Raw genomic sequence first — 11898 nt, forward strand, 5'->3', positions numbered from 1 at the left:
TTGTGATGTTTTCCCTCGCTACGGTTCTTGCCAGCTACTCAAGGCTGCTTCGATGCGCGCATAGGCCTGAAGGATCTCATGGTTTGAATGCCTCCCGTCGCAGCATTGGTGGCCGTAAGTGTCCGCGCCAGAATGGTTTATCTCGTAGCCGAGTGCGAGGAACGCTTCGCGTGCCGCCGGGCTTGGGGAAACAGGATGTCTCGGGGAAGTCATCACCGTGATGCCTGCGATCTCACGGCCGTATTGGACGTAGTGTCGGTCGACCCAGACGAGGGCCGACGGTAAGCGGTACTTCTGGACGAGCCATAGCGTGACATCGCAGATGTCCTGCTCGAGACCGAATTCCTCCGGGTAGACACTCAGACGGCGCTGTCTCGCGACCTGCAGGGCACATAGCGGTGCGGGCTTACCCGGCATGGCGGAACCTCGCGAGCAGCTCGCTCACGCGCGCGCCGTGCCATCGTGCCATGTCGGAGGCCGGCAGGCTGCGCTCATGGCTGATCCGGTCCAGCACGGAGGGTGCTTGCTGCGACAGGATGCGACGGATGTCGAGGAGAGCCTGCTCGACGGCATCGGCATCGGGGAACCGTTCGGAGACCGCCCCATGCAGATCGCAGAGAGCGTCAAACCCGCTTCGGTCGTCGAGCGCATCCAGGAGGTCGCAGAGGCTCGCGCCGTGCCGGCGCAGATGTTTTTCTGTCGCCGCCACCGCGTCGAAGCGGACTTGGCTGGTGTTGACAGTAGTGGAGTTGAGCATGATTTTCTCCCTTTCATGCATGAAAACGGTGCTGGTGGTGCCTGATTCATCGGCGTCATAGTCCGTGCATCGTGGGGGAGAGGTGGGTTGGGCTGGCTCCTTTCGTTTGGTGACTTGCGCGGGTGCCTTGTCCTGATGATCAGGACATTGGTCATTCTCCGGGAGCACGAAGGAAAAAGAGGTAGGCTGGCCGATTTTCCTTGTTGAGCGGCTGCGTCACGCCGGCCGCCGCGCTGGACGCGGGGCGGCCGGGGGCGAACATCAGAGGATCCGGCTGACTTCGCTTGGAGTGATCCCCGCGCCGCGCAGCACATCATCGAGACCGTCAGCGAGCAGGCAGAGTTCAGGCACGATAGGATCCTCGGGCTCGAGCAGGTTGAAGCATCCTTCGCTCCCCCATTCGTCTTCATCGGCCTCGTCGAAGAAGAGGATCGCGCGCAGCTGGAGAAGCAGGCGCCGGAGACGGCGGGGGATCGACCCGGGCTGTTCCAAGCCGTCGCGGATCGCGTTGAGGAGCCGCGCGCCGCGCCTGTCTGCGAGCAGAACGGCTGCATTGCCGAGCGCCTCGTCGTGATGAAAGAAAAATTCCCTCAGTGCCAGCTCGCCGGCCGACATCGAGCGGGCTTCGGTGCTGGTGGTTACTCTCGAATGAAACATGGAGACCTCCTTGTGATTGTTTCGTCCGGGCTTCGTCCCGGGTCAGGAAGGAGGGGAGGTCCTTTGCGCTGTCCGTCGCAGTGCCTCGCGCCGCGGCTGGAGGGCGCCGAAATCAGCGAGCGGTCAGATGTTGGATGGTCACTGCTGCGGGACACCTCGCTTGTTTCGTCTGTCACAAGCGAGATTGGCCGGATGCGCTGGAGGCGAAGCATTTTTCCGGGTAAAAAATGAAAGAGTCTGCTTTTTTGCCCCCGGCATCTTCGCGGGCGCGCGCAGCAATGAGAGCGTCTAAATCCGGGTGTAAGATGTCGTCCCGATTAACAAGGGGATGACACCTACGTGCACGGGGTGTTCAAGGACAAGATAGCAAGCACGGGTGTAAAAAAGCCCATTGATCAGACGTTCGAATTACTCAGACACAGGTCAAACAAGCGCCTATGAATATGCTGGCCATCTCACGGTAGAGCACCTTGAAGATCATCCAAATAGCCGTCGCACCCGGAGAAATAGCCGTCCAGTCCGTGCATCACATCCGCAAGCTGATGTAAGTCAATTTCTTGATGTGCAAGCGCTACGAGTTCTCCTTTAGTATCGACCGGATAACGATAGGAGAAGGATCGTGGATCGACCCTTGCGAATTCCAGGACGATCTCCCCAACGATCCTGTCGGCGCCTTCAGCGTCTTCATGACCGTATCTTTCAAGAACCTGCGAGAAGGTTTCCCAAAGCACCTTTAGATCGTGAGTATTCCAATTGGCAGGAATGCCCACGGTCTGACCGTAGGTGGCAATCAAATACTTCAGCGAAAGCTCTATGAATTGCCGGTAGTTAAAGACAACCGGAAAGACCAAGGTATCGCCTTCATGGCGGTCGCGCGCGACATGGGCGACCATAAGGTCGGCGGCCGTCTTGTAGCCGGTCATCATCATGACCATGCGACCATGACCGACCTGGTCGATGTAGGCGTTCTGACCCCAGTTATCCGACTGCCTAAACGGCACATCTCCTTCTGTTGGCCATCGAAAGTCCGTTCGAAGAAGGGACTGGAAGTCAGGTTTCTCTGTCGTCTCGTCTGTCATACGTCCGGCAATCCCATCGCCCCCCGTGACTATTCTGAGCCGTCACGCGGAGCTTCCTCGACATCAAGATCGTCAAAGGCCTCGATGTAGCTGCGGGCGCGGCGCGGGAAGTGCGCCTCAAGCTCGTCGACGTCCATGCGGCACTTGCGAAGCTTGAAGGTCCCACGTTGCTCCCGCATTTCATAGAATTGGATCGGCCGTTGACGGTCATCGAGTGCTCTGAAGATCGTGTACTTCAGGGCGGACCCACATCTCATCCCGAAAACAACCTCTTCCAGTTCCAAAGGACAGTCCTGCAGGCCCCGGTTTCCAATGAGCCGCCACTCCTGCTCGTAGCGCCAGGAACTGGCCTTGCGCAGCAGGACGGCATCGTCGACGCGTCGCCGCGCAGCCGGGTCATGATCCATGATGGCAACATCACTCGCCTTGACGTTTCGGCTACCTCCATAGTCGATTTTCTTGAGTCGATCTGCCGAGTCTTTCGGAACCGAATATCCGGCGCATATGCCTCGGTGCTGATCGCCATAATGGCTCCACATCAAAGGACATGTGGCTCGGGCGCCAAACGACACGATGCCTCTGTCGTAGCGCCTCAAAAGCTCTTCCTCGAGATACTGTGTCAGCAGAAAAAGCTCCGGATCCGCCATCTCAAAGGTGGGATCTCCGGCGTTGTACCTGATCTCGCTCAACAGCCGGTCGGCGCGCTTGCGGCTATGGCGGGCGATGTGTTCGATAGTCCGTGGCCCGCGGTATTTCAGGGACTTCGCCGCCGTCGTCATCTCAGCGTTCGTGCGCTGCTCAACGAGATGGCTCAGGATCCGCTCGAGCTCATCAGCGGAAATGTCACCTTCGACGTTGGGCCGGCTGTCGAGCGGATCGTTGAAATCGGCTGGATCGGAGAAGTAGAGTTGATCGGCCACCAGCATGTCGAGCACCCTGCCACTGAAGGCGCGATACTTGAAAACTCGGCGGGGTGGGGTGTGCTCGTTCAAGTCTTCCTCCTGCAATCGTGTTACCTTCGATGCCTTTTTATTGCGCTAATCGTCCGCGAGAAACCCGCTGCCTCGCTATGCTTGCTGCCTGACAACTCATTGGTGGGAATCGTGAAGTCGGAGACGACAACAGCCTCGTTCTCGCCGCCGGACCAATCGCCGCTACTCATCCGTGCAAGCTATGCTCGGTCTTTCCGAATGTCATCGACAAGTTCTGAAGCACATTGGCTGCTCGGTCCCTGCGGTAAGGATCGGTGCTGAGCCAGCTACGGTCGGGTGCTGCTATCTAATCGGTGGCCGACGCCTTGGAGCGCCAGGAGCTGATGTTCATCAGCAGGCGACTTTTCCCTTTAGCATAGCACTTCCAATTCCATCTCGATTGGCGGGAAGTGCTTTTCAATGATGTCATTTGAGAAGCCCGAAAGTAGGAGGCCGTTCGCTTCGAGAAGCAATGCGTCGTGCATGGCTTTCCCTTGATAAAATCGTGCCGTTCTCGAGTCCCGCTGTGCACACAGAGAAAGCGCCATCTCCACGCCTTTTCTACCCATCCTTCCGAGTTCCGTATGGACAACGGTGCGGGCGATATGTGGACCACATTCGATGTGACGTTGCCAAAGGTTCGCCACTCGTCGGTTCGACATGTGTCGGCCATTCGCATGTGCAAACAGAGCTTGTTTCGACTGAAGCGCTTCCTGTCGCTTCATGCCAAGGTATGTCTCGTCGCATCCACGCAACAGCAGCGCGTCGAGAAATGGCGTGACGAAGTCACAGACCTCCCCGTGGAACTCCGTGCCGCATTTACTGGTGCGTATATCGAGCCGATACCGCTGCCCGGTATGGGTCATATGAACACCCCAAAGAAGATTAGTGTCTTTCACACGCAGCGGGATCAGCGAGAAAAGCGCCAGCGTGGCGGCCGCGTTCAGCTTCGCCACGCGGAGTTCGAGGGATCGTTCGTTTCGAGAGGCTGCGAGCAAGTCAATGGCGCGCCCGAGCACACCGTCCACCGAGTCCAGCTCGTCCAGTCTGGCAAACTTTTTGGGGATATCTGCCCGCTTCTTGCGGAAAAAATCCTGCTCTATGTTGCGCAGGTCTGCCATGATCTCTCGATCGAGGCCAAGCACCTCCGCAAACCGTCTGAGGGCGGAAATATTGATCTCGATCGTCGCGTTTGTCGTCCCGCGTCCCTTGAGCTCGTTCACAAGTGCTAAGGCCGTTCCTCTGTTGATCTCGCACGGCAGCTCGAGGTCCTGGCAACAGAAACATAGCGTCCGGAGCGCAGTCTCTACAGTAGGGAGAAAACCCGGCGAGAGCGGTGTGCCTTCGCCGCCGCCGGCTTCCACACCAGCGAGAATATTTTGCCACTCCGTCGGCAAGGCGGAACTGCTCACTGACTTCTCGAGCGGCCAACTGGAACGCACTTTTCTCCCGGACCCGAACCGTCTCGCCCGTAAGGCCGAAATCGCCAGGTCAAGTTCTACCGCCACGCATGGAATTTGCGGGATCTCCAGCTTTTCGAACGTCGCCTTGAGTGCGGTCAGTGGAACCTCCGTAGCCCACTTTCCGGCAAACTCGACATAGTCATGGGAATTGGGAAAACGGATGCGGCGTTCGTGAAGATACCGCAACCACTCATCAAGGCGGCTGACCTCATGTATATGGAGATTGTCCATCCTGCTCTGGGGGAGGAACGACAGCCACCACTCAGCTTGCAGGATCTCGCTTCTCATCCGAACGCCATCGACGCGCCGCCTGTGGTCGACCACGGCCGCGTGCAATTCCGTTCTCAGAAATTCCCGATCTGGCAACACGCCGAGAAGAGATTTCTGAAGGTCGGCCAGGACGCCGCGGGTCGCAACATCCGCGGCGAAATCCAGAAAGACAAAGCGATCAACATGGGGGACGTCGCGATCCTTCAACCAGCGCTGAAAGCGCTGGATCCGAAGGGTGTGCTTGCCACGCGGACGGTCCCCCGGTTGGATCCTGAGGAGATCGCACGACGAGATCGGGTCATGCTGCACTGGGAAACTCCTTCGTCAGTTCCTGCTGGCCGGCGAGCACCAGTTTTTCGTGATCGATCCAGGCGTAATTGTCCCGGCAGACCGCCTCCGTGTCACCGAGACGTGCGGTGACGAGAGACCAGTTCCCGGGGTTTTCCGCGACAATGATCGAGGCCTGACCGTGACGGAACATGTGCGGATTCAGACCGGGAAACCCACATTCGGCTGCACAGTCGGACCACCACGACTTGAACGTTGCGTAAGGCAGAGGCCGCCCCTGTTTCTGGACTGCCGGAAAGAAATGAACGTTGTCCTTATGGTCGCCAAAGAGCGGCCGGATGACCTTTTCATACCAGCGAAGCGTTTCCAGACCGCGCAACCGGCTTGTTGCCGATATTGTCGCAAAAAGCGGCTTGCGGTTCTTCACGAACGCAGGCGGCATCATGATGCGCCCGTCATCCGCCTTGCGATGTCCGAGGCAGAGCCAGGCGGCGCTGCCGCGGAAGGTCGTCATCAAGACGCTTGAGACGCGCGCCGGGATTGCATCGGTTTCCAGGGCCGCGAAGGCCGCACATGTCCCGAAGCGACGCGCCTTCTCGAGGTGCCGCTCGGCTTCACGGCCCGTCGTCATCTGGGCTGCCTCCAGGTGCAGGATGGCCTTTTTCCTGAGTTGGATGTGAAGCGACAGGAACCGAATTCGCGCGTTCATGTCGGTGACGACCTTCCTACAGAAGGAGCGGAGGCGCGGGGACATCTCGGTCCGATTTCGGCGACCGATCTTCAGCCACGAGTCGGTTTTCAAGATCGTCCTGACAGAAGACGCATCTTCGCCGTTGCGCTCCAGCAGTGGAATGAGGCAGTCGAAATAGCCCCAAGCCGTGCGAGGCGTGATGGCCCCGGGCCCATCATTTTTATGCAGGTCGCGAAGCATTTGAACGACAGCGACCAACACGCGCTCATCGAAGGCCGACGCGATGGTGTTCAGTCCGACAAGTTGCAAAGCGCCGGCGCGTTCTGCCGTCGTGAGAATCTTCTTGGCGGCATTGAGGTAGGGCTTGGGGGAGACACCGCCCACAAAGGCATTGTCTGTAATGGACCAAAGGCCCCTTGAGGCCAGGTCGACCCAAGTTTCCAGCTCCTGCATCAACGGCTCCGGAATCGCGACTTTCTCAGCGCGTTCTGGCCGGACGAAGCCAATGGGCTGCGTTGGGAGGATACGCTGTAGCCGCCGATCCGTTATGACCCGTGACTGATCGATGAGATCGAGGGCCTCTACGACAGCGTCCTTTGCCGCGGGCGTGGGTGCCGCCCGGTAAAGGCACAAAGCGACGTCCGGATCGATGTCGCTCACCCGGACCTCCAGCTTTCTGGCGGTATCCGCGCAGCTTTGGATACAGATGAGCCGCTTCGGATGACGCTCGAACGGTGAGGGAAAGCCCTTCTCTGCGATTTCTCCCAGCACAGCCAAAAGCGAGGCCCAATCGTCGCGCCGCGCCCGGCGTTCCTTCTGAGCCGCGATGATGCCAGTCGCGCCATTGATAGCCGCCGAAACGTTGCGCTTCCAGCGCTTTGCAGCGCAGAAGGTCTTGCCCCAAGAGCGATCGTAGTCCCTGTTCGGAAAAATGCTCTGAAATTGCTCCGTGCAAGCGGGAATTCGGTCAGGCACCCGACCGATCAGCCTTGCCGCTTTTCGGACGGCTTGCGCATAGGTTCGTCGAGCGGTTTCCCCGAGAGGGCATTCGTCGCGTTCGAGCCACTCGAGCACATCCTGGAGGTTCTTCTCTCCGGCTGCTTTGTCGCCAAGACCATGAAAACTATCTTCAAAGGGATTGAAAGTCATGGGTGTCATTTCCTTGTTTTGGCCGTTCATCGTTCAGATTGGCCGTTCTTCGTTGTGACGAAGCGGAAATTGACAGGCACTCTGCAAGAAAAGTCGCAACAATCTTGCCGGGTGTTTGTCATCTTTTCCGTTCTTCGTCGGGGGTGTCATTTAATCGTTCCCGGTGGCCGCAGATCGCGCTGCAGCCCACGGATCGAATGAGTTGCACACGGGATTTCGCTGCCGGGGCTTCGAGGCCTCAGGCGAGATCATCGCCGTCGTCGAGGCGCGCTTGTAGTGAGGCACAGGCAATCCTGCCTGCCAGGCGCGCAGCTGTGCCCTTCGCCAGAGCATTGGCTTTTTCCGGAGCGGGATAGGGTCCGGAAAGCTCGCATCTGGCTTCGCCAAGCCGCGTCGCCTGGCGGAGCGCGGTGACTCCCCCAGGATGCCTGCGACGTCGTCCGCCGTGCAGTGTGGCAGCTTCAGTTCGTCCCAGCGCGATCGGGGAGGCGGCGCGAGCCCCTCGGCTCTCCAAATGGAAGACCACGCGTATCGGCCGCTGACGTTGCGGACGCCGATTTTCCGCGCGAGCTCACGGGCGGCCCTGGCCGAAGGCAGTCTCCAATACGTAGCGAGCTCTTCGGCACTCGCCGAACCCGGATCCTTGCTGTTGGTCTTCATGTCGGAGCCTCCTTCTGGAAAGGAGATCGGATCGTGCAGACCCGGCCGGAAACGGCGTTGGCAGTTTCAAGAGCGCGTTCGGCCTGCGCGGCCTCACAAAACGCTTGACGCGTCCGAGGGCGCTTTCGCTGTAGGGGAAATTGACCAGATCTTGCCCAAACTCGGTGCCGTTCAGTGCCTCTCAGTGCCACTTGAGCCGGTTTTCGGGTGTGGTAAGGTTTTTCAGCGGAAGGGCAGAATCGCCTTGTAATCCCTATGTTTGCTTGGCTATACGCGTCGACGGAGACGTGGCCGAGTGGTCGAAGGCGCTCCCCTGCTAAGGGAGTAGACCCGCAAGGGTCTCGTGGGTTCGAATCCCATCGTCTCCGCCACCCACCCCATATCACACGATCCGCGCGGTCTGTCGCATTGATCGACCCTACCAACCTCCCCGGAACCATATCGCGCCCCTGTCCCGCAGGGCGTCCGCACCGTTAAGGGTTTCGTGACTCCGGGGCGGAAGGATCGGGCGCGACATTCACCCGTGGAGGACCCGCCTTGTCCGATTTCGCCCAGACTTCCCCGCATCTCGCCCTGCCCTATCTTCAGCCCGCGCAGGCCCAGAAACACGTCACCCACAACGAGGCGCTGCGCCGGCTCGATGCGCTGGTCCAGATCGCGGTGGTCTCGGCCGCGCGGACGGCGCCGCCCTCCGCACCCATCGCCGGCGCGCGGTATCTTCTGCCCGGCGACGCGACCGGGGCCTGGGCCGGGCAGGCCGAGGGCACGCTGGCGGTTCACGAGGAAGACGGCTGGGCGTTCTATCCGCCCCGTGCCGGCTGGACCGCATGGGTCGAGGACACCGCGCGGCTGAGCGTGTTCGACGGGACAGCCTGGCGCGATGCGACGGCCCTGCCCGAGCTTCAGAACCTGCCGCAACTGGGCGTCGCGACCGTGGCCGACGAGACCAACCGCCTGGCCGTCGCGGGCGACGCCACCTTGCTGACCCATGCCGGTGGCGACCACCGGGTCAAGATCAACAAGGCCGCGGCCGCCGATACCGCCAGCCTGCTGTTCCAGACCGGCTGGTCCGGCCGGGCCGAGATGGGCACGGCGGGGACCGATGATCTCGAGATCAAGGTCAGCGCCGACGGCACCACCTTCCACAGCGCGCTGGTGGCCGAGGCCGCCACCGGGCGCGTCCGCTTCCCGCAAGGGGCCGAGGGGATCGCTCCCGCCGCGTTCGGCGACGGACCGCTCGCCACGACGAGCTACATCAACTCGCGCGGAACGGATCTCGTGGCGAACGGCACCGGGCTCCTCGGCAACGGCTACAACTATCCGGCGGACTTCACCTACGATCCGCAGATCGCCCCGAACCTGCCCGCCAGCTTTGCCTTCGCCGGGCATTACCCGGGCCTTCGGTTGATGGACGAGCGGCTCGCCGTCGATCCCAACCAGGTCTACCGCCTGTCATCCTATCTTCGGCAGGAGGGGCTTCCCGGCGACTGGACGGCCCATCCGCGTGGCGAGCGGCACAAGCACTACATGGGGCTGCTCTGCCATGACCGTGACGGGTTGGCGATCGAGGCCCCCCACCACAAGCGCTATCACCATGCCGGCATCGACAGCCGGACCACGCTCGCCGCACCGCTGGCGCCGGGCGACACGGTGATCCACCTGGCCGACGCGTCGGGCTGGAACCAGGACACGGCGGCAAGCTGGGCGCGCGGCATCATCCTTTTCGGATACCGCAACGCCGAAGGGTTCCTCTACGAGGATTACAGCCGCCTCGTGATGTTCGACCTGTTCGACCTCGGCCAGGTCGACAAGACCGCCAACACCGTCACCCTGAACCAGCCGCTGCCGAGCCTCTTCCACAATCCCGCCGATCCGTCCGGGGTCTGGCCAGCGGGCACGGCGATCGCCAATTCCACGTCGGGCAGCTATTACAAGTACAGCTTCTACGCGTCCTTCGTGCCGTCCGAGACCGACCGCTGGTTCCGACTGACGAACCATATCGGCGGGATCGACCGGTCCGGCACCGACAGGTCCGGCAATTTCGCCCCCGGCACCGCCTTCGCGAGCGTGCTGTGGTTGCCGAACTACACCAACCGGCCCGGCGGGGCCGATGGCCATCCCGATACCGGCGCCGCGCACAAGGTGTGGTTTGCAGGCGTTTCCGTCACGCCCGAGCCGCTGGCGGTGATGCAGCCCGCGGCCTCGGGCGGGCAGGAGATCAAGGTGCCGCAGGGCGATTTCGCGAGCGGCGCGCTGACGCTGGTTCCGGCCGGACTACGGACCGAGATGCTCTGAGCTTTCGCGAACGGGGGCGGCCCTCATCACGGGAACCGCCCCCCGGGCATGCTCGGTCAGAGCTGAACCCAGTCGGCGGGCGGCTTGCCCTTGCCGGGGTGGACCTCGCCGCAACCGGGGCAGGTCCGCGCCTCGGTGCTGTTGTGGAACTTGTCGTAGATCTTGGGCAGCGCCGTCACGATCCCGTCCGGCCCGTCGAGCGTCACTTCCTCGCGATGCACGAGGCCCTCGCAGTTGAAGCAATACCACTCGAACCCCTCGGTCATTCCGGGCTGACGCGGGGCCTCGACGACGATCCCGATCGACCCTTCCTGCGGACGCTGGGGCGCGTGCCGGACATGCGGCGGCAGCATGAAAACCTCGCCCTCGCGCACCGGCACGTCATAGATCTTCCCGCCATCGGCGATCTTCAGCATCATGTCGCCCTTCTGCTGAAAGAACCATTCCTCGACCGGATCGTCGTGAAAATCGACGCGGGTGTTGGGGCCGCCCACGACCATGACGATCATGTCGCCTTCCTTGTGCAGCAGTTGGTTGCCCACGGGCGGGCGCAACTTGTCGGCGTTCTCCTCCACCCATTTCTTGAAGTTGAACGGCTTGAGTGTCGGGTGATTTGACATGTGCTTTCCTCCGGCTGGCACTGCATCTCCAGAGGCAAGCGTAAGTCAACTTGCCCCGAAGAAATAATGAATTCCGGGAAATCCGTTATCGGTTATCCCGATAGCGGGATGCTATGACATCAGGAGGACCGTGCCCGCGACGGCAAGGAGCGCGGGCAGCCATATCCGCCGCGCGGTCACGGCCCCGGCCCCGATCAGGACCACACCCAGAAGGGCGGTGAAGAAGACTTCGAGCGACCCCAGCGTCGCGACCACGACGACCGGGGCGGATTTCAGCGCGAAGAACTGGAATATCTGCCCCGCGCTCAGTGCCGCCGCCGTGAGCCAGTGCCAGGGCCCCCGGTCGGTCAGCAACCGGCGCAACCGCGCGGGACCGCCGGCGCGGGTCAGCGCGGCACCCATCATCCACGCAAGGCCCGCCAGCGCGCCGATGAAGGTGCCGAACGCAGCGTCGGGAAGCTGATCGAGCCCGTGGCTTCGCAGCACGTAGGAGACCGCGTAGAACGCCGCCGACCCGACGCCCAGAAGCCAGCCGAGCCCCGGGCCGTCCCCCGGTGTCCGCGCGGGCCGGCCGATATGGAGCATCACACCCGCAATCACCAGACCGGCCCCGAAATAGGTCTGCGCGGCGGGAAACTCCGCCAGGAACACCACCCCGATCGGCAGCGCGATCACCGGCGTCAGGCGCCGCAGCAGGCTGGCCGCCACGGGGCCGATCTGCTCGGTCGCGCGGTACATCGTCGTGCGCCCCAGAACCATCGAGAAGAGCCCCGCCGCGAGAAAGACGGCGATGGGTTCGACCGCGTCGAGGCTCGCCACCGCCGCGAGACGGACCTGCCCCCAGCCCAGCCACAGGGCGCCGGACACCGCCGCCGTCAGCACGACCGACAGGAACACGCCGTTGTCGCCGCGCGCCGAGGCCTTGCCCCTGACGATCGTGACCCCGGCCAGCCCGTAGGACAGGGCCGCGAGGAGCGCGAACCCTTCGCCGGTCATGC

The 11898-nt window shown here is 61.8% G+C and carries 9 protein-coding genes and 1 tRNA gene; 2 read left to right on the plus strand and 8 right to left on the minus strand.

The window, feature by feature from the left end; all coding sequences use genetic code 11:
- Positions 1-406 precede the first annotated feature (406 nt).
- The 6 genes from K1T73_RS16010 to K1T73_RS16035 form a co-directional block, all read right to left on the minus strand.
- Positions 407-757, minus strand: coding sequence for a hypothetical protein (locus tag K1T73_RS16010; protein WP_220601659.1), 351 nt, complete (start codon positions 755-757; stop codon positions 407-409).
- Between the two features lie 261 nt (positions 758-1018).
- Entirely contained in the window at positions 1019-1414 is a 396-nt protein-coding gene (locus K1T73_RS16015) for a hypothetical protein (RefSeq protein WP_220601660.1), read from the minus strand.
- Between the two features lie 455 nt (positions 1415-1869).
- Positions 1870-2493 carry a hypothetical protein gene (locus tag K1T73_RS16020; protein WP_259400320.1) on the minus strand — a complete coding sequence of 208 codons (624 nt, stop codon included), beginning with the start codon at positions 2491-2493 and terminating at the stop codon, positions 1870-1872.
- Between the two features lie 29 nt (positions 2494-2522).
- Complete coding sequence (locus K1T73_RS16025; protein WP_220601661.1) at positions 2523-3485, minus strand: DUF2971 domain-containing protein; 963 nt, start codon at positions 3483-3485, stop codon at positions 2523-2525.
- A gap of 350 nt (positions 3486-3835) precedes the next feature.
- Entirely contained in the window at positions 3836-5506 is a 1671-nt protein-coding gene (locus K1T73_RS16030) for a hypothetical protein (protein ID WP_220601662.1), read from the minus strand.
- Positions 5496-7325: a hypothetical protein gene (locus tag K1T73_RS16035; RefSeq protein WP_220601663.1), complete on the minus strand. Its 1830-nt coding sequence runs from the start codon at positions 7323-7325 to the stop codon at positions 5496-5498. The genes K1T73_RS16030 and K1T73_RS16035 overlap by 11 nt, the downstream gene beginning before the upstream one ends.
- Positions 7326-8266: 941 nt before the next feature.
- Here K1T73_RS16035 and K1T73_RS16040 point away from each other — a divergent pair.
- Both K1T73_RS16040 and K1T73_RS16045 read left to right on the plus strand, forming a co-directional pair.
- Positions 8267-8356 (plus strand) — tRNA-Ser (locus tag K1T73_RS16040).
- 166 nt (positions 8357-8522) lie between these two features.
- Positions 8523-10280: a DUF2793 domain-containing protein gene (locus K1T73_RS16045; RefSeq protein ID WP_220601664.1), complete on the plus strand. Its 1758-nt coding sequence runs from the start codon at positions 8523-8525 to the stop codon at positions 10278-10280.
- A 56-nt stretch (positions 10281-10336) separates the two neighbouring features.
- Here K1T73_RS16045 and K1T73_RS16050 read toward each other — a convergent pair whose 3' ends face one another.
- Positions 10337-10900, minus strand: a complete 564-nt coding sequence (locus K1T73_RS16050; protein ID WP_220601665.1) for a 3-hydroxyanthranilate 3,4-dioxygenase — start codon at positions 10898-10900, stop codon at positions 10337-10339.
- A gap of 111 nt (positions 10901-11011) precedes the next feature.
- A complete protein-coding gene (locus K1T73_RS16055) occupies positions 11012-11896 on the minus strand; it encodes a DMT family transporter (protein WP_220601666.1) in 885 nt (294 codons plus the stop codon).
- Positions 11897-11898 lie beyond the last annotated feature (2 nt).

It is taken from the genome of Roseovarius sp. SCSIO 43702 (genome assembly GCF_019599045.1).
GTDB lineage: Bacteria > Pseudomonadota > Alphaproteobacteria > Rhodobacterales > Rhodobacteraceae > Roseovarius.

Bases quoted from the DNA above. Each gene is read 5' to 3' on its own strand.
- K1T73_RS16035 (WP_220601663.1), bottom strand. From the start codon at position 7,325: ATGACTTTCAATCCCTTTGAAGATAGTTTTCATGGTCTTGGCGACAAA.
- K1T73_RS16050 (WP_220601665.1), bottom strand. From the start codon at position 10,900: ATGTCAAATCACCCGACACTCAAGCCGTTCAACTTCAAGAAATGGGTG.
- K1T73_RS16020 (WP_259400320.1), bottom strand. From the start codon at position 2,493: ATGACAGACGAGACGACAGAGAAACCTGACTTCCAGTCCCTTCTTCGA.
- K1T73_RS16055 (WP_220601666.1), bottom strand. From the start codon at position 11,896: ATGACCGGCGAAGGGTTCGCGCTCCTCGCGGCCCTGTCCTACGGGCTG.
- K1T73_RS16015 (WP_220601660.1), bottom strand. From the start codon at position 1,414: ATGTTTCATTCGAGAGTAACCACCAGCACCGAAGCCCGCTCGATGTCG.
- K1T73_RS16010 (WP_220601659.1), bottom strand. From the start codon at position 757: ATGCTCAACTCCACTACTGTCAACACCAGCCAAGTCCGCTTCGACGCG.